Source organism: Streptomyces sp. NPDC001980, from assembly GCF_040296885.1.
In the GTDB taxonomy this organism is placed as follows: domain Bacteria; phylum Actinomycetota; class Actinomycetes; order Streptomycetales; family Streptomycetaceae; genus Streptomyces.
In genome coordinates this window covers 22,879-41,031 of record NZ_JBEOYD010000005.1, presented here as the reverse complement: position 1 = coordinate 41,031, position 18,153 = coordinate 22,879, and the positions used below count along the sequence as shown (strand labels likewise).

Below are 18,153 nucleotides of genomic sequence, written 5' to 3'. Positions count from 1 at the left end.
CCAGCCTGCCAGGTGACGCCTGTCACCCCCTTCTCGTCGAACGGCATGTTCAGGATCCCGCCGAAGCGGTTACGTTCGGATCCATGGAGATGGAGAACGTACTCCGCCCGCTGATCGTGGTCGGCGGCGCCGTCGTCCTCACCCTGCTGATCGGCTGGGCGACCGACCTGCTGCTGCGCAAGGCCGACGCACGGCACAGCGAGACGCCCCTGTGGGGCCTGCTGCGCCGCAGCCGCGTCCCCTACCAGCTGGTGCTGTGTGCGGCCCTGCTCAGAGGCTCCTACGACCAGGCCGAGCTGATCCGGGAGCACCGGATCGCCGTCGGCCAGGTCCTGACCCTGGTGCTGATCGGGTCGGCCGCCTGGCTGGTGGTGCGGATCGCGGCGGCCGTCGTGGAGTCGACCTACGACCGCTACGCCCGCGCCCACCACGACGCCGCCCGGGTCCGCCGGGTGCGCACCCAGGTGTCGCTGATCATGCGGGTGGTGTCGGCGATCGTCGGCGTGGTGGCCGTGGCGGCGATGCTGCTGACCTTCCCGGCGATGCGCGCGGCCGGCGCCTCGCTGCTGGCCTCCGCCGGGATCCTCGGCATCGTCGCCGGTGTGGCCGCCCAGTCCACCCTGGCGAACATGTTCGCCGGTCTGCAGATCGCCTTCGGCGACATGGTGCGCCTCGGCGACACGGTCGTGGTCGACGGCGAGTGGGGCACGGTCGAGGAGATCACCCTGACCTTTCTGACGGTACGGACCTGGGACGAGCGCCGGATCACCATGCCGGTGTCGTACTTCACCTCCAAACCCTTCGAGAACTGGTCGCGGGGCACCCCGCAGATGACCGGGATCGTCTACTGGCACGTCGACCACTCGGCGCCGGTCGAGGCCATGCGGGAAAAGCTCCAGGACATCCTGCGCGCATGCCCGGCCTGGGACGGGCGGTCCTACGGCCTGGTGGTCACCGACTCCACGCCGAACACCATCCAGGTGCGGGCGCTGGTGACCGCCAAGGACGCGGACGACATCTGGACGGTCCGGGTGGCCGTCCGCGAGCAGATGATCACCTGGCTGAGTGCGGAGCACCCGTACGCCCTGCCCCGGGTCAACACGGCCGACGCGGTCCTGCCGCCCGGCGGGATCATCCCCTCCCAGGACGGGGCGGCGGCCAACCGGCGCCTGCACGAGCCGCCCCGCACCGGCCGCGGCTGACCGCTCCCCTCGCCTCAGTGGCCGCGTTCGGCGCCGCCGTTGACCTGGACGATCTGCGAGGTGACGTGCCCGGCGGCCGGAGAGGCCAGCCAGTGCAGGGTGGCGGCGACGTCACCGGGTGTGCCGGCCCGCCCCGTCGACGTCTCGGCGACGAGCCGCTCCCGCCGGGCCTCCTCCACCGGGCCGCCGAAGAACTCGGTGTCCTCGACGTACCCGGGCGCGACCACGTTCACGGTGACCCCGCGCGGGCCGAGCTCCCGGGCCAGGTCGTGGGCGTACGGGTGCAGGGCCGCCTTGGAGGCGGCGTAGGAGCCGCTCCCCGAGCCCCGGAAGGCCGCTATGGAGCTGAGGAACAGCACCCGCCCGCCGGGGTCGGCGAGCCGGTTCTTCAGCGCCTCCGTGAGCAGTACGGCAGTCAGCGTGTTCTGCCGGAAGTTGCCGTTCCAGGTGCGGGCGACGGCGTCGAGCGGGTCGCCGGACTCCGCGTCCGGCGCGAGGGCCGCGTTCCCGCCGGCGCTGTGGATCAGCACGTCCACGGTGCCGAACTCGTCGGCGACGAACCGCGCGACGCTCCGTACCTCCGCCGGCTCGCTCAGGTCCGCCGCCCAGCTGACGGCCCCCGGCACCCCCGCCTTCTCCAGCACCTCTCTGCGCCGCCCGAGCAGCAGCACGCGATCCCCGTCGGCCGCGAAAACCCGGGCCGCGGCCAGTCCGATTCCCGTTCCTCCACCACTGATCACAATGTTCCGAGCCATGATCCGAGACTACGATCGGGAAGCCGACGGCGCCTGTGACTGTCCACAGCCGCCATATGTTTGTATGACCGCCGCTACAGTCGCCCGGCGCCCGCCGAGCCGACCGGCCACGCACGGCCCGCCGCCGACGGCGCTCAGCCCCCACGGGAGACGCCCGCCCCTCAAACAACCGAACGGGCGATGCGCGGGTGGGGAATCAACGCAGGCTACGGACGTCCAGGTGCCGCAGCACCCGGTCCACGATCTCCGGATCCGCCCCCGGCTCGCTGCGCGCCGCCAGCACCTCGTGCCGCGCCGCGCTCAGCATCTCCTGCTGGATCCGCCGCAACCGCTTCAGCCGCCGCATCCGCTTGTCGTGGCCTTCCCGCCGCTCGTCCTCCACCACGTCGGGACTGATCCGGAACCCGATCTCGAAGGCCCGCCGCAGCATCTGCTCCGTCACGTCCTCCGGCAACTCCTCGACCTGCTCGATCTCCTTCAGGCGCCGCCTTGCCGCCTTCGCCGCCCGTACCGCCAGCTCCTTCTCGATCTCCTTCTCGCGGTCGGTGTCGGCCCGTACCCCCAGCCGTTTCACCAGCCACGGCAGGGTCAGCCCCTGGAGGACCAGCGTCGCCATGATCACGCCGAAGGCGATGAAGACGATCTCGTCGCGGTCCGGGAAGGCGGATCCGTCGTCGGTCTTCAGGGGGATGGCCAGGGCCAGCGCCACCGACGCCACCCCGCGCATCCCGGACCACCACATCACGATGGTCTCCCGCCAGCTGGTCGGGATCTCCTCGTCGTAGTCCCGCCGGGCGTGCAGCCGCTTGGTCAGCCAGGTCGCCGGCAGCAGCCAGACCAGCCGTACCACGACCACCACGCCCACGATCGCGGCCGCCCAGCCGAGCAGCTCGCCCCAGCGGCCGGACGCCGTGCGGAGCGCGTTGTGCAGCTCCAGGCCGATCAGCCCGAACGCGACACCGGTGACGAGCGTGTCGACGATGTCCCAGAAGGTGTATCCGGCGAGCCGGGTCATGACGTCGTCGGCGTCGGTGGCGTACTCGGCGATGAACAGCGCGGTGGTGAGCACGGCGAGGACGCCGGAGCCGTGCAGCTCCTCGGCGATGACGTAGGAGGCGTACGGGACGATCAGGGTCAGGCCGATCTGCAGGGTCGCGTCGCCGAGCACGTCCATGAGTTTGTTCGCGATCCAGCCGAGCACCAGCCCCACGACGACCGCGACCACGGCCGACAGCAGGAAGTCCAGCCCGGCCCGCCACGGCGAGAACGTGCCGCTGACCACGGCGGCGATGGCCACGTGGTAGAGAACGATGGCCGTGACGTCGTTGAAGAGGCCCTCGCCCTCCAGGATCGACACCAGTCGGCGCGGCAGCCCGAGCTGTCCGGCGACGGCGGTCGCGGCGACCGGGTCGGGCGGGGCGACCAGCGCGCCCAGCGCGATCGCGGCGGCGATCGACAGCCCGGGCACGATGGCGTTGGCGACGACGGCCACGCACAGCGTCGTGACGAAGACCAGGGCCACGGCGAGCAGGAAGATCGGCCGTTTGTTGGCCGTGAACTGCCGCCAGGAGGTCCGCCGTACGGCGGCGTAGAGCAGCGGCGGCAGCAGACCGGGCAGGATCAGCTCGGGCGGGATGTTCACGTTCGGCACGAAGTCGGCGACGGCGAGGACGATCCCGAACAGGGTCATCAGCACGGGCGCCGGCAGTCCGAACCGATCCCCCACCGGAACGCTCACCAGGGCCCCGAGCAGCAGCACGAACAACAGGGCCAACTGATCCACGGCCAGCGCTCCGGGTGTCGACGATCACACAGCGGGCCTCCAGCGTGCCATGCCGGCTACAGAACCCTGCGCATCCCCCGGTGCGGGATGCCCGCCTCCTCGTACTCCGGGCCGTACGGCTCGTAGCCCAGCCGCTCGTAGAAGCCCAGCGCGTGGGTCTGCGCGTGCAGGTCCACCGCGGTCAGGCCCCGCGCGCGTGCGGCCTCCTCGATCGCCCGGACCAGGGCGACGCCTACGCCGAGGCCGCGGGCCTCCCCGGAGACCGCGAGCCGGCCCAGCGAGCCGAGGGACAGGTCGCCGCCGGTCTTGGCCGCGGCCACCTCGCCGTACAGCAGCCGGCCGGTGCCGAGCGGCACGCCGTCCTCGCGGACCGCCAGGACGTGCACGGCGACCGGGTCGTACTCGTCGTACTCCAGGTCCTCGGGGACGCCCTGCTCGACCACGAAGACCTGCTTGCGCACCGCGAAGCACGCCTCCAGGTCGGCCGGGTCCTCGGCGACGCGGACCGCGTACGCGCGTGTGCTCATCCGTAGGTCTCCGCACGGACCTGGTCGAGCGCCTCCTGCAGGTCGGCCGGGTAGTCGCTGGCGAACTCGACCCACTCGCCGTCCCCGGGGTGCTCGAAGCCGAGCCGGACGGCGTGCAGCCACTGGCGGGTCAGGCGCAGGCGCTTGGCGAGCGTCGGGTCGGCGCCGTAGGTCAGGTCGCCGACGCAGGGGTGGCGGTGGGCGGCCATGTGGACGCGGATCTGGTGGGTACGGCCGGTCTCCAGCTTCACGTCGAGCAGGGAGGCCGCACGGAACGCCTCGACGAGGTCGTAGTGGGTCACGGAGGGCTTGCCGTCGGCCGTGACCGCCCACTTGTAGTCGTGCTGCGGGTGGCGGCCGATCGGGGCGTCGATGGTGCCGCTGGTCGGGTCGGGGTGGCCCTGCACGAGCGTGTGGTAGCGCTTGTCGACCGTGCGCTCCTTGAACTGGCGCTTCAGCGACGTGTACGCCCGCTCCGACTTGGCGACCACCATCAGGCCGGAGGTGCCGACGTCGAGGCGGTGCACGATGCCCTGGCGCTCGGCGGCGCCGGAGGTGGAGATGCGGTAGCCGGCGGCGGCAAGGCCGCCGATCACGGTCGGGCCGGTCCAGCCCGGCGAGGGGTGTGCGGCCACACCGACCGGCTTGACGATCACGACCACGTCCTCGTCGTCGTGCACGATCTCCATGCCCTCGACGGGCTCCGCGACGATCTGCACGGGCGCGGGCGCCCCCGGCATCTCGACCTCCAGCCAGGCCCCGCCGCGCACCCGCTCGGACTTGCCGACCACCGAGCCGTCGACCTGGACCTTGCCCGCCGCGGCCAGCTCGGCCGCCTTGGTACGAGAGAAGCCGAACATGCGGGAGATGGCGGCGTCGACGCGCTCGCCCTCCAGGCCGTCGGGCACGGGCAGGGTTCGGATCTCGGGAATCGTACTCACCCGTCGAGTATGCCGGACAGCGCCGACAGCCCCGTACGCAAGCCCCTGCGGGCCCCTCCCGCCCCCGCGTCAGTCCTTGTGGACGGTCCCGTCCGGGTCCAGGCCGCGGAAGGAGAGCAGCACGATCAGGATGCCGCCGCAGACGATCGCGGAATCGGCCAGGTTGAACACCGCGAAGCCCTTGGGCGCGATGAAGTCGACGACCTGGCCCTCGAAGATCCCCGGCGAGCGGAAGATCCGGTCGGTGAGGTTGCCTAGCGCGCCGCCGAGCAGCAGGCCGAGCGCGACCGCCCAGGGGAAGCTGTACAGCTTGCGCGCCAGGCGGAAGATCACGACGATCACGGCCGCGGCGATCACCGTGAAGATGATCGTGAAGGCGCCGCCGAAGCCGAAGGCCGCGCCCGGGTTGCGGATCGCGTGGAACTCCAGCCAGTCGCCGATGACCTCGATCGGCGCGTGGTGCTCCAGCTTCGCGACCACGATCATCTTGCTGGCCAGGTCGAGGGCGTAAGCGAAGGCGGCCACCGCGAACAGCACGGCGATCCGGCGCCCGCGGCCGGGCCGCCGCTCCGCGGTGGACTGCTGATCCGCACCGGCCGCACCGGACGCGTCGGGCGCCGCCGTCCGCTCGCCGCCGTCGTCCGGGGTGCCCGGCGTACCGATGATGCGTTCCGCCTCTGCCACGTGAGTCCCTCAACCTAGGTGCCTGCCTCGGGACGAGACTACGGCACGCCCCAGGGGACCCCGATGCTCAGTAGCGGCGTTCCTGCTTCTGCTTGCACTCCACACACAGGGTGGCCCTCGGGAAGGCCTGCATCCGGGCCTTGCCGATGGGGTTCCCGCAGTTCTCGCACAGGCCGTAGGTGCCCGCGTCGAGCTTCTGCAGGGCGCGCTCGGTCTGTTCGAGCATCTCGCGCGCGTTGGCGGCCAGCGCCAGTTCGTGCTCGCGGGTGATGTTCTTGGTGCCGGTGTCGGCCTGGTCGTCACCCGCGCCGTCCCCGGAGTCCCGCATCAGCCCGGCCAGGGAGCTCTCGGACGCGTCGAGCTCGGCGCGCAGCCGCATCGCCTCGGCCATCAGCCCGGTGCGCGCCTCCTCGACCTCCTCCGGCGTCCACGGGTCCTCGCCCGGACGCACCGCGAGTTCGCCCGGAGCCGCCGTGGCGACCCGCGCCTTGGGGACGGCGGTGTCCGCCGCCGTGGCCGTGCCAGGAGTCTTCTTCGCAACCACCGTCGTGGCTCCCGTCTGCTTCGCGGCCCGCGCCGCGCCCGCTTTCTTGGCCGTGCTCTTCTTGGCCGTGCTCTTCTCCGCCGCGGTCTTCGTCGCCGCGGCCTTGGACGCGCTCTTCTCCGCCTTCTCCGACTTCGCCCCGTCGGCCTTCTTCGTGGCGGCCTTCTTCTGGGCCGGCTTCCCCACGGGCGCCTTCTTCGCGGCCTCTTTCTTGGCGGGCCCCTTTTCACCCGGGGTTTTCCTGGCAGGAGCCGCCGCTGTCGCGCGCGTGCCCTGCTGTCCGCCGCCCCCTTCGGTGTCGCCGTCGGAGGCAGCCGCGCCCCTGGACCGGCCGGACGCCGACTGCTGTACGGCGGTCTTCTTCGCCACCATGGCCGCGGCCCCTTCACATATTGTGATCTTGCACGCGAATCGTGCTGGGACGATAAATCGACTTGAGTCCCGCGGCAACGGGGCACGCCGCCCGATCCGCCTGCCCCGCACCCCCCACGCAGCAGGTATGCATCCGTTGTGCCCAGCTCCCCGCGCGGTAATCCGCCGAGCCGGACATCCCAGGATGCGAACACGCGTACCTCGCCATTCGGGTCATCTCGGCAGGTGGACCGCTCCGCCCCGGCGGCGCCCGGAAAACGGGTCGGCCGCTGTCCGTGCGGCGCCGTACACTGGGCGGAGCGAGAAGCGTGGATGGGGACGAGTAGCGGCGTACGCAGCCCAGAGCGACCCGGGGACGGTGGGAGCCCGGGGGCGAGCGCGACGTGAAGATCACCCCGGAGCCGCCGGAAGAAAGCCCCGCAAGGGTCGGTAGAGCCGGCTTCGCGACCCCAATGAGGGGGCTCACCGGCGCGTACGGCGTCCGGAGGGCCAAGGAGGGTGGTACCGCGGGAGCGCGCCGCACACGGCGTACGGAAGACAAGGCTCTCGTCCCTCCGACGGAAGGCAGCAAGTCCGTTGGAGGAAGCTCGCAGATGACAGCGCCGACGTACCGCCAGGTGCCCGCACAGGTCGACCTGCCCGCCCTTGAGCACGCCGTGCTCGACTTCTGGCGCGAGCAGAAGATCTTCGCCAAGACCCTGGAGCAGTCCGAGGGCCGCCCCGAGTGGGTGTTCTACGAGGGCCCGCCCACCGCCAACGGCATGCCCGGCGCCCACCACATCGAGGCGCGTGTCTTCAAGGACGTCTTCCCCCGCTTCCGCACCATGCGCGGCTACCACGTGGCCCGCAAGGCCGGCTGGGACTGCCACGGCCTTCCGGTCGAGCTGGCGGTCGAGAAGGAGCTGGGCTTCAGCGGCAAGCCGGACATCGAGAAGTACGGCATCGCCGAGTTCAACGCCAAGTGCCGGGCGTCCGTGCTCCGCCACACCGACGCGTTCTCCGAGCTGACGACCCGCATGGGCTACTGGGTCGACCTGGACGACGCCTACGTGACCATGGACCCCGAGTACATCGAGTCGGTCTGGTGGTCGCTGAAGACCATCTTCGACAAGGGTCTGCTGGTCCAGGACCACCGCGTCGCCCCCTGGTGCCCGCGCTGCGGCACCGGCCTGTCCGACCACGAGCTGGCGCAGGGCTACGAGACGGTCGTCGACCCCTCCGTGTACGTCCGTTTCCCGCTCACCTCCGGTCCGCTCGCCGGCCAGGCCGCTCTCCTGGTGTGGACGACCACCCCGTGGACCCTGGTGTCCAACACGGCGGTCGCCGCGCACCCGGAGGTCACCTACGTCGTCGCGACCAACGGCGAGGAGCAGCTCGTCGTCGCCGAACCGCTTCTCGCCAAGGCGCTCGGCGAGGGCTGGGAGACCACGGGCCAGACCTTCACCGGCGCCGAAATGGAGCGCTGGACCTATCAACGTCCGTTCGAGCTGGTGGAGTTCCCGGAACCGGCGCACTACGTCGTGAACGCGGAGTACGTCACGACCGAGGACGGTACGGGTCTGGTCCACCAGTCCCCCGCCTTCGGCGAGGACGACCTCAAGGTCTGCCGCGCCTACGGCCTGCCGGTGGTGAACCCGGTCCGCCCGGACGGCACCTTCGAGGAAGACGTGCCGCTGGTCGGCGGCGTCTTCTTCAAGAAGGCCGACGAGCAGCTCACCGAGGACCTCAAGCAGCGCGGCCTCCTCTTCAAGCACCTGCCGTACGAACACAGCTACCCGCACTGCTGGCGCTGCCACACCGCGCTGCTCTACTACGCGCAGCCCTCCTGGTACATCCGCACGACGGCGATCAAGGACCGCCTGCTCGCGGAGAACGAGAAGACGAACTGGTTCCCGGAGACGGTCAAGCACGGCCGGTACGGGGACTGGCTGAACAACAACATCGACTGGGCGCTGTCCCGGAACCGCTACTGGGGCACCCCGCTGCCGATCTGGCGCTGCGAGGACGACCACCTCACCGTGGTCGGCTCCCGCGCGGAGCTGACCGAGCTGACCGGCACGGACCAGTCGGAGCTGGACCCGCACCGCCCGTTCATCGACGAGGTCACCTTCGCGTGCCCGCAGTGCGCCAGGACGGCCACGCGCGTGCCCGAGGTCATCGACGCCTGGTACGACTCGGGTTCGATGCCGTTCGCGCAGTGGGGCTACCCGTACAAGAACAAGGAGCTGTTCGAGAGCCGGTACCCGGCGCAGTTCATCTCCGAGGCGATCGACCAGACCCGCGGCTGGTTCTACACCCTCATGGCCGTCGGCACGCTGGTCTTCGACCAGTCGTCGTACGAGAACGTGGTCTGCCTGGGCCACATCCTCGCCGAGGACGGCCGCAAGATGTCCAAGCACCTGGGCAACATCCTGCAGCCGATCCCGTTGATGGACCAGCACGGCGCGGACGCGGTGCGCTGGTTCATGGCGGCCGGCGGCTCCCCGTGGGCGGCCCGCCGGGTCGGGCACGGCACGATCCAGGAGGTCGTCCGCAAGACGCTGCTGACGTACTGGAACACGGTCGCCTTCCAGGCGCTGTACGCCCGTACGTCGAACTGGGCGCCGAGCGCGGCGGACCCGGCCCCGGCCGACCGCCCGGCCCTGGACCGCTGGCTGCTCTCCGAGCTGCACGCGCTCACCGACCAGGTGACGCAGGCGCTGGAGGCGTACGACACCCAGCGCGCCGGCAAGCTGCTCTCCGCGTTCGTCGACGACCTGTCCAACTGGTACGTCCGCCGTTCGCGGCGCCGGTTCTGGCAGGGCGACAAGGCCGCGCTGCGCACGCTGCACGAGGTCGTGGAGACCGTCACCAGGCTGATGGCCCCGCTGACCCCGTTCATCACCGAGCGGGTGTGGCAGGACCTGGTGGCGCCGGTGACCCCGGGCGCGCCGGAGTCGGTGCACCTGGCGTCGTGGCCGGAGGCCGACCTGTCCGCGATCGACCCGGAGCTGTCGAAGCAGATGGTCCTGGTACGACGGCTCGTGGAGCTCGGCCGGGCCACGCGCGCGGAGTCGGGCGTCAAGACGCGGCAGCCGCTGTCCCGGGCACTGGTCGCGGCGGTCGGCTTCGACGCGCTCGACCCGGAGCTGCACGGGCAGATCACCGACGAGCTGAACGTCTCCTCGCTGGCGTCCCTCTCCGAGGTGGGCGGCTCCCTGGTCGACACGACCGCGAAGGCCAACTTCCGGGCGCTGGGCAAGCGGTTCGGCAAGCGGGTGCAGGAGGTCGCCAAGGCGGTCGCCGCGGCGGACGCGGCCGCGCTGTCGCTGGCGCTGCGCGAGGGCACGGCGTCGGTCGAGGTCGAGGGTGAGACGGTGACGCTGGCCCCTGACGAGGTGATCATCACGGAGACGCCTCGTGAGGGCTGGTCGGTGGCGTCCGACTCCGGTGCGACCGTCGCGCTCGACCTGGAGATCACGGAGGAGCTGCGGCAGGCCGGGCTCGCCCGGGACGCGATCCGGCTGATCCAGGAGGCGCGCAAGAACAGCGGGCTGGATGTCGCCGACCGGATCGCGCTCAGGTGGGTGTCGACCGACCCGGCGGTGATCGCGGCGCTGGCGGAGCACGCTCCGCTGATCGCCGACGAGGTGCTGGCGACCGACTTCTCCCAGGGCGAGGGGGACGACGGTTACGGCGATCCCTTCACCGACGAGGGGCTTTCGCTGACGTTCCGCCTGCGCAAGGCGTAAGCGTCCCGCCTGTTCGAGAAGGGCCCGGTCTCCGCGGTGGGGATCGGGCCCCTCTCGTAGGTGCGGGTCGGAGCAGGTGCTGTGCGCGGTTCCTCCCCCAGCCTTCGGCCGGGGGCACCCCCAGCGCCCCTTCAGGCACATGTCGGCGCCGTGAGCGTGCGCGGCTCCCCGCGCCCCTCGGGATGCTCGCGCAATCCGCGTAAAAGGGCGGGGCCCCGGATCGGAATCCGGGGCCCCGCCCTGTGGTGCTCTGCCGACGGCTACGCGCGCTACGCGCCCGCCGTCAGTTGTCGTCCTCGTCGATGAGGAAGCCGCGCATCGGGGACGGCGCCTGGCCCATCGGGGACGGGCCCTGCGGACGTACCGGCGCCATCGGCTGGGTCATCGCCGGCGTCATCTGCTGCTGGCCGCCGTAGGACGGGGCAGCGGGGGACGGGCCGCCCATCGACGGGTTGCCGCCGTAGGACGGGGCGCTCGCGCCGGCCGGGGCCATGGAGGGCGCCGGGGACGGCGGCAGGGAGGCCGCGGCCGGGGTGCGCGGCGGCGCCAGGGAGTCGTCGGCCTGGGTCTCCAGCTGACGCAGCTGCGACTCCAGGTACGACTTCAGACGCGTGCGGTACTCGCGCTCGAAGCCGCGCAGGTCCTCGACCTTGCGCTCCAGCGTGGCGCGCGCGGACTCCAGGGAGCCCATGGCGACGCGGTGCTTCTCCTGCGCGTCCCGCTCCAGCGCGTCGGCCTTGGCACGGGCGTCACGCTCCAGACCCTCGGCGCGGCTGCGGGCCTCGCCGACGATCTTGTTGGCCTCGGAGCGGGCCTCGGCGATCGCCTGGTCGGCGGTCTGCTGGGCCAGCGAGAGGACACGGGCGGCGCTGTCGCCACCGGGGCCCTGACCGGGGCCGCCCATCGGACCACCCATGGGGCCGCCCATCGGGCCACCCATCTGCTGCTGCATGGGGGGCTGGCCACCCATCGGGCCCATGCCCTGACCCATCGTGCCCTGACCCATCGGGCCGGGACCCTGGCCCATGCCCTGACCCATCGGACCCTGGCCCATCGGACCCTGGCCCATCGGACCGGGACCCATCGGACCCTGGCCCATCGGACCCTGGCCCATCGGACCGGGACCCTGCGGACCGCCCTGGCCACTGGGACCGGCCGGCAGCTGCGGGGCGCCGCTCGGCAGCTGCGGGGGACCGCCCATGGGGCCACCCATCTGCTGCTGCGGCGGGCCCGATATGCCGGCGGGCACCGGAGCGCCGGGGCCTCGCATGCCCTGCTGCGGCATCCCGCCCTGAGGCATGCCCTGCTGAGGCATGCCGCCCTGCTGAGGCATGCCCTGCTGCGGCATCCCGCCCTGAGGCATGCCGCCCTGCTGGTCCTGCGGCTCCGGAGGCTTGCGCATGTTCTGCTGGTTCTGGGCAGCAGCGCGCGTGGCCGCGGCCAGCTTGGCACGCAGGTCCTCGTTCTCGCGGAGCAGGCGCGTCAGTTCGGCTTCGACCTCATCGAGGAAGGCATCGACCTCGTCCTCGTCATAGCCTTCTCGGAGGCGGACGGTCGTGAACTGCTTGTTCCGCACGTCCTCGGGGGTCAACGGCATCTCTTCACCTCAACGTAGTCGTCGGCATCGGCAAGACGGTAGGTCACATCGCTCATCACAGCCGACCAACGATCGCGATCAGGATGTAGACGATGATCATCAGTACGAAGAAGGACAGGTCGAGCGCCACGCCCCCGAGACGCAGCGGCGGGATGAACCGCCGCAGAAGCTTGAGCGGTGGATCGGTGACAGTGTAGGTGGCCTCAAGTACGACCACCATCGCCTTGCCGGGTTGCCATGAGCGGGCGAACTGGAACACGTAGTCCATGACCAACCGGAAGATCAGCACGATGAGGAAGCACATCAGCGCGATGTAGATCACATCCAGGAACACGCTCATGTCCGTGCTTTCCCTCTCCCCTGTTTCCGTGCCTATTACCGGTCTTGCGTCTCAGCTCTGGTTGAAGAACCCGCCCTCTGCGATGCGGGCCTTGTCCTCCGCCGTGACATCGACGTTAGCAGGCGACAACAGGAACACCTTCTGCGTCACCCGCTCGATGCTGCCGTGAAGACCAAACACCAAACCGGCCGCAAAGTCGACAAGTCGCTTCGCGTCTGTGTCATCCATCTCAGTCAGATTCATGATCACCGGGGTGCCCTCACGGAAGTGTTCCCCGATGGTACGGGCCTCGTTGTAGGTCCGGGGGTGAAGCGTGGTGATCCGGTAAGGCTCTCGTTCCGACACGACCTTGGGCATGATCACCGGTGCGTTCTTCTCCAGGCTTGCGCGTTCTTGTGTGATGGACGCCACGGGGGCGATGCGCGCCGGGCGTCCTGATTCCGCGGGGAGCGAAGCGGAATGCGACACCGGTTCGCGCGGGGGCGACGGCTGTACCACTCGTACCGAATCGTCCCTTTGGGACTGGTGTGAACCGTGGGACTGGTGCGACGGCTCGTGCCGTCGGTGGTCCCGCTCGGGCTCCGGGTCCAGTTCAGGCTCGAAGTCGTCATCGGGGTCGAATCCGCGGCCGTCGTACCCATCGTCCTCCACGAGGCCGAGGTAGACCGCCATCTTGCGCATCGCGCCGGCCATGCTCTGAGTCCTCCGCTCTGTGGTGGATCGGTGACGACTGCCAAGTCCCGCGATCCACGTGGCCGTTGTGCCCGCTCTGGGCCGCATTGACCATATTTTCTGCTGTGGTCCGACTTCTTGGCGACGTTACCCGAGCCTGGGGCGGACTCCGAGTACCGCAGTGCCGACGCGTACATGTGTCGCTCCGGCGGCCACTGCGTCCTCGAGGTCCGCACTCATCCCTGCGGACACCATGTTCGCAGCCGGATGGGCCCGGCGCAGGTCAGTCGACAAATCCATCATCCGCTCGAACGCCGCGCGTTGGCGCCCCGCGTACTCCCCGGTGAGCGGTGCGACGGTCATGAGGCCGTCGAGCCGCAGTCCCGGCGAGCCGGCGACGAGGGCGGCCAACTCTTCGATTCCGCCCGGCGACACGCCGCCGCGCTCCCCTCTGCCGCTCGCGCCCGCGTCGAGCGCGACCTGGAGGAGGCACCCGACCTCACGCCCGGCCCGCACCGCCTCCCTGGACAGCGCGTCCACGAGCTTGGAACGATCGACGGACTGCACGAGATCCGCATAACCCACTACGGATCGCACTTTATTGGTCTGCAATTGACCGACAAAGTGCCAAACCAAGGGCAGATCCGAACATTCGGCGGCCTTGGGGGCCGCGTCCTGATCCCGGTTCTCGGCGACATGGCGCGCCCCGAGCCCCGACAGGATCCGCACGTCGCTCGCCGGGTAGGTCTTGGTGACCACGATCAGGGTCACCTCTTCCCGCTTGCGCCCGGCCGCCGCACAGGCGGCGGCGATGCGCTCCTCCACTTTCGCCAGGTTTCCGGCGATCTCGGTCTTACGGTCCGTCATGTCCCATCAGTCCAGCCACACATAGCCGGCGAGCCGCCCGGTGGTGCGGTCCCGCCGGTACGAGAAGTGATCGCCCGACTCCAGCGTGCACACCGGCGACTGCGCCCGGTCGAGCACTCCGGCGCGCACGAGCTGTGCGTGCACTCCGGCACTCACGTCCACCGCCGGTGTGCCCCAGCTGGTCTCGGCGTGCGCCGTCGGCTCGACGGCGGCCACCTCGGCGCGCATCGCCTCCGGCACCTCGTAGCACCGGCCGCAGACGGCCGGTCCGGTGCGGGCGACGATCCGGACCGGGTCGGCACCGAGTTCCGTCATGGCGCGTACGGCGGCGGGGACGACTCCGGCGACCATGCCGGGCCGGCCCGCGTGGGCGGCGGCCACGATCCCGGCGACCGGGTCGGCGAGCAGGACCGGCGTGCAGTCGGCGGTGAGCACGGCGAGGGCGAGCCCCCGGCGCGTGGTGACCACCGCGTCGACCTCGGGCACCGGCCGGTCTCCCCAGGGCTCGTCCACGACGGCAACGTCGTTTCCGTGGACCTGGTTCATCCAGACCACCCGGCCGGGTTCCAGGCCGAGCGACTTGGCGGCGACCTCCCGGTTGGTCCGTACCACGCCGGGGTCGTCGCCGACCGCGCCGCCCAGGTTGAGCTCCTCATACGGAGCGGCGCTCACCCCGCCCCACCTGTCGGTGAAGGCGAAGTGCGCGCCGCTCACGGTCTCGCGCTGTCCTATCACGTCGTAAGGATCACTTGAGGAAGTCCGGTACGTCCAGTTCCTCGGCCGCGCTGTCCGTGTAGGAACGGGACTGCGGGACCGGCGGGGCGATCGGGATGTCCGCCACCGGCTCGGGCGCCGGCTCCGGCTCCTCCTTCGGGGTCACGCTGCCGAGCGAGCCGAAGGAGGGGCGCTCGGGCTCGCGCCGGGCCGGAGCGGGCTCCTCGCGGCGGGCGCCGGCGGAGGACGAGCCGAGGACGTTGTCCCGGCGGGCCGGGGGCTGGCCCCCGTCGAAGCCGGCCGCGATGACGGTGACGCGGACCTCGTCGCCGAGGGCGTCGTCGATGACCGCGCCGAAGATGATGTTGGCCTCGGGGTGGGCGGCCTCGCTGACCAGCTGGGCGGCCTCGTTGATCTCGAACAGGCCGAGGTCGGAGCCGCCGGAGATGGAGAGCAGCACGCCCCGGGCGCCGTCGATGGAGGCCTCCAGGAGCGGCGAGGAGATCGCCATCTCGGCGGCGGCCACCGCGCGGTCGTCGCCGCGGGCCGAGCCGATGCCCATGAGGGCCGAACCGGCCTCGGACATGACCGACTTGACGTCGGCGAAGTCGAGGTTGATCAGGCCGGGCGTGGTGATGAGGTCGGTGATGCCCTGGACACCGGAGAGCAGGACCTGGTCGGCCGACTTGAAGGCGTCCAGCACGGAGACCTGGCGGTCCGAGATGGACAGCAGCCGGTCGTTCGGAATGACGATGAGGGTGTCGACCTCTTCGCGGAGTTCGGCGATGCCGTCCTCGGCCTGGTTGGCGCGGCGCCGGCCCTCGAAGGTGAACGGGCGGGTGACCACGCCGATGGTGAGGGCGCCCAGCGAGCGCGCGATGTTGGCCACGACGGGCGCGCCGCCGGTGCCGGTGCCGCCGCCTTCGCCGGCCGTCACGAAGACCATGTCGGCCCCCTTGAGGACCTCCTCGATCTCCTCGCGGTGGTCCTCGGCGGCCTTGCGGCCGACGGCCGGGTTGGCGCCGGCGCCGAGTCCCCGGGTGAGTTCACGGCCGACGTCGAGCTTGACGTCGGCGTCGCTCATCAACAGCGCCTGTGCGTCGGTGTTGATGGCGATGAACTCGACGCCCTTGAGACCGACCTCGATCATCCGGTTGATGGCATTGACACCACCGCCGCCGACACCGATGACCTTGATGACTGCGAGGTAGTTCTGCGGTGCTGCCACGTCGAAGGCCTCTCGCCTCGAATTACGTTGCCGTCCACGTGCGGGGTCCGCGCGGGGCGGCAGATGCCGATTGGGACGGTCCGTAGCGCCGACCCGAACCCTAACGTTGAAGTTTAGGGTTACCAGTGTGTCCGTTCCTTGAAGTCTTCTGAACAGGACACTAAGTCGACAAGTGGCGCCCGTTCAACGAACACGCCGAACCTCCCGTTTTTCTTTTCACCCTATGTGATCAGCCGTAGCAGTGCCCAACCAGGGTGCTGGCCTGCGCTGATGTGCGTCAACTCGCCGATGACGCAGGGGCGGTGGGAACACTCACGTCGAAGTGCCGGGCACCGGAAGCGGCTTTCAGGAGTGCGGTGAGCGTACGCGCCTTCGCGGCACCGTTCTCGGAACTGCCCCACTCCACGATGCGGCCGCCGCCCAACTCCAGCGAGATGTCGTCATAGGAACGGACCTTGAGGGTCCGGGTGTCCCGGCGGACGGCGGCCGGAATGGCACGCGCGACATCGACCGCCTCCCGCACCAGCCGGTCGGTGCCGAACCGGCGCAGGCTCGCGGTGGCCGAACCCGACCGGGACAGACTCAATTCCAGCGCCGGAACACCTTGGGGCGCTTGCGAAACTGTGGCGAACCGGACGCCCTCCTTGTCCACTTCGGTGAAATTTCCGCCCTTTTCGATGAGCAGCACGGGAGTACGCTCGGTCACTTTCAGCCCGATTCCGCGGGGCCAGGAACGGACGACGTCCACCGTGTCGATGCGGGGCAGGTTCCGGCGCAGCCGGGCCTCGATCCCGTCGGTGTCGACGGAGACCAGCGGTGCCCCGACGGGGACGTCGGCGGCCTCGAGGACCTGCTCGGGGGTCAGAACGGCCGTACCGGACACGGAGACATGGCGCACCCGCAGCCATGGGGAGCCGTACAGGACCCAGACGGAGCCGGACCCGAGGAGCACCACGGACAGCACCAGAATGACGATCCTACGAAAGCGGCGGTTCCGCAGCCGGCGGACGAGCGGCGGGCCGGACGACTCCTGCTGGCGTTCACCGCGTTCGGCGGTGGTGGTCGGTCCGGCCACGCTACTCACTTGCCTTTCGTCATACGGTCCTATCGGCTCGAGGCGATCGCCTCGTAGACCATGCCGACGAGCAGGTCGTCGGCGTCCCGGCGGCCGAACTCACTTGCCGCGCGGGACATCTCGTACAGCCGGTGCGGATCGGCGAGCACGGGCAGGACGTTCTGCTGCACCCACTCCGGGGTGAGTTCCGCGTCGTCGACCAGCAGGCCGCCGCCGGCCTTGACCACCGGCTGGGCGTTCAGCCGCTGTTCGCCGTTACCGATGGGCAGCGGGACATAGGCGGCCGGAAGCCCGACGGCGGAGAGTTCGGCGACGGTCATCGCGCCCGCGCGGCAGAGCATCATGTCGGCCGCGGCGTACGCGAGGTCCATCCGGTCCAGGTAACTTACCGGGATGTACGGGGGCATTCCCGGCATCTGGTGTACCTGCGGCAGTTCGTTCTTCGGGCCGACCGCGTGCAGGATCTGGATGCCGGCCTGCTGCAGCCAGGGCGCGACCTGCTGGATGACCTCGTTGAGGCGGCGGGCACCCTGGGAGCCGCCGGAGACGAGCAGCGTGGGCAGGTTGGGGTCGAGGCCGAAGCGGTGCCGGGCCTCGGGGCGGGCCGCGGCGCGGTCCAGGAGGGAGATGGAGCGGCGCAGCGGGATGCCGATGTAGCGGGCGTCGCGCAGCTTGCTGTCCGGGGTGGAGACGGCGACCTTCGCGGCGTACCGGGAGCCGATCTTGTTGGCCAGGCCGGGGCGGGCGTTGGCCTCGTGGATCACGATCGGCACGCCGAGGCGCTTGGCGGCGAGGTACGCGGGCAGGGCCACATAGCCGCCGAAGCCGGCGACGCAGTCCGCCTTGGTGCGCTCCAGGATCTGCTCGGCGGCCTTGATGGTGCCGCGCAGCCGGCCGGGGACGGTGATCAGCTCGGGGGTGGGCCTGCGGGGCAGCGGCACCGCCGGGATCAGCGCCAGCTCATAGCCCCGCTGCGGGACGAGCGTGGTCTCCAGGCCGCGTTCCGTGCCCAGGGCCGTGATCCCCACGGTGGGGTCCTGCCTGCGCAGGGCGTCCGCGAGGGCGAGCGCGGGCTCGATGTGGCCGGCGGTCCCCCCACCAGCGAGTACGACATGCACCGA

16 protein-coding genes are annotated in these 18,153 nt (G+C 70.7%); 2 read left to right on the top strand and 14 right to left on the bottom strand.

Going from position 1 to position 18,153, the window contains the following annotated elements:
* The first annotated feature begins 89 nt into the window (after positions 1-89).
* A complete protein-coding gene (locus tag ABT137_RS09100) occupies positions 90-1,202 on the top strand; it encodes a mechanosensitive ion channel family protein (RefSeq protein ID WP_351705787.1) in 1,113 nt (370 codons plus the stop codon).
* A gap of 14 nt (positions 1,203-1,216) precedes the next feature.
* Here ABT137_RS09100 and ABT137_RS09095 read toward each other — a convergent pair whose 3' ends face one another.
* The 6 genes from ABT137_RS09095 to ABT137_RS09070 all read right to left on the bottom strand — a co-directional run bounded on the left by ABT137_RS09095 (position 1,217) and on the right by ABT137_RS09070 (position 6,808).
* The gene (locus tag ABT137_RS09095; RefSeq protein WP_351704844.1) at positions 1,217-1,957 is read right to left on the bottom strand and encodes an SDR family NAD(P)-dependent oxidoreductase; all 741 of its coding nucleotides are present in this window, start codon (positions 1,955-1,957) and stop codon (positions 1,217-1,219) included.
* Positions 1,958-2,153: 196 nt separating this feature from the next.
* The gene (locus tag ABT137_RS09090) at positions 2,154-3,740 is read right to left on the bottom strand and encodes a Na+/H+ antiporter (protein ID WP_351704841.1); all 1,587 of its coding nucleotides are present in this window, start codon (positions 3,738-3,740) and stop codon (positions 2,154-2,156) included.
* A 56-nt stretch (positions 3,741-3,796) separates the two neighbouring features.
* Positions 3,797-4,267 (bottom strand): GNAT family N-acetyltransferase, encoded by a 471-nt coding sequence (locus ABT137_RS09085; protein ID WP_351704838.1) that lies wholly within the window; start codon positions 4,265-4,267, stop codon positions 3,797-3,799.
* Complete coding sequence (locus ABT137_RS09080; protein WP_351704835.1) at positions 4,264-5,208, bottom strand: RluA family pseudouridine synthase; 945 nt, start codon at positions 5,206-5,208, stop codon at positions 4,264-4,266. Before ABT137_RS09080 ends, ABT137_RS09085 begins: the two co-directional genes overlap by 4 nt.
* A gap of 69 nt (positions 5,209-5,277) precedes the next feature.
* Positions 5,278-5,892 (bottom strand): signal peptidase II, encoded by a 615-nt coding sequence (lspA, locus tag ABT137_RS09075; RefSeq protein WP_351704832.1) that lies wholly within the window; start codon positions 5,890-5,892, stop codon positions 5,278-5,280.
* Between the two features lie 67 nt (positions 5,893-5,959).
* Positions 5,960-6,808 carry a TraR/DksA family transcriptional regulator gene (locus ABT137_RS09070; protein WP_351704829.1) on the bottom strand — a complete coding sequence of 283 codons (849 nt, stop codon included), beginning with the start codon at positions 6,806-6,808 and terminating at the stop codon, positions 5,960-5,962.
* A 593-nt stretch (positions 6,809-7,401) separates the two neighbouring features.
* Between ABT137_RS09070 and ileS the strand changes: the two genes are divergently transcribed.
* The gene (gene ileS / locus ABT137_RS09065; protein ID WP_351704827.1) at positions 7,402-10,539 is read left to right on the top strand and encodes an isoleucine--tRNA ligase; all 3,138 of its coding nucleotides are present in this window, start codon (positions 7,402-7,404) and stop codon (positions 10,537-10,539) included.
* Between the two features lie 283 nt (positions 10,540-10,822).
* On the opposite strand, the gene ABT137_RS09060 is transcribed toward ileS, so the two are convergent.
* The 8 genes from ABT137_RS09060 to murG form a co-directional block, all read right to left on the bottom strand.
* Complete coding sequence (locus ABT137_RS09060) at positions 10,823-12,136, bottom strand: DivIVA domain-containing protein (protein WP_351704824.1); 1,314 nt, start codon at positions 12,134-12,136, stop codon at positions 10,823-10,825.
* 55 nt (positions 12,137-12,191) lie between these two features.
* On the bottom strand, positions 12,192-12,476 hold the full coding sequence (locus tag ABT137_RS09055) for a YggT family protein (RefSeq protein WP_046729537.1): 285 nt from the start codon (positions 12,474-12,476) through the stop codon (positions 12,192-12,194).
* A gap of 51 nt (positions 12,477-12,527) precedes the next feature.
* Entirely contained in the window at positions 12,528-13,169 is a 642-nt protein-coding gene (locus ABT137_RS09050; protein ID WP_351704821.1) for a cell division protein SepF, read from the bottom strand.
* 126 nt (positions 13,170-13,295) lie between these two features.
* Entirely contained in the window at positions 13,296-14,015 is a 720-nt protein-coding gene (locus ABT137_RS09045; protein ID WP_351704818.1) for a YggS family pyridoxal phosphate-dependent enzyme, read from the bottom strand.
* A gap of 6 nt (positions 14,016-14,021) precedes the next feature.
* On the bottom strand, positions 14,022-14,750 hold the full coding sequence (gene pgeF / locus ABT137_RS09040; RefSeq protein WP_351704815.1) for a peptidoglycan editing factor PgeF: 729 nt from the start codon (positions 14,748-14,750) through the stop codon (positions 14,022-14,024).
* A gap of 10 nt (positions 14,751-14,760) precedes the next feature.
* Complete coding sequence (ftsZ, locus tag ABT137_RS09035; RefSeq protein ID WP_351704812.1) at positions 14,761-15,957, bottom strand: cell division protein FtsZ; 1,197 nt, start codon at positions 15,955-15,957, stop codon at positions 14,761-14,763.
* A gap of 277 nt (positions 15,958-16,234) precedes the next feature.
* Positions 16,235-17,032, bottom strand: a complete 798-nt coding sequence (locus ABT137_RS09030; protein ID WP_351704809.1) for a cell division protein FtsQ/DivIB — start codon at positions 17,030-17,032, stop codon at positions 16,235-16,237.
* 29 nt (positions 17,033-17,061) lie between these two features.
* Positions 17,062-18,150, bottom strand: coding sequence for an undecaprenyldiphospho-muramoylpentapeptide beta-N-acetylglucosaminyltransferase (gene murG / locus ABT137_RS09025; RefSeq protein ID WP_089101081.1), 1,089 nt, complete (start codon positions 18,148-18,150; stop codon positions 17,062-17,064).
* Between the last annotated feature and the right edge of the window lie 3 nt (positions 18,151-18,153).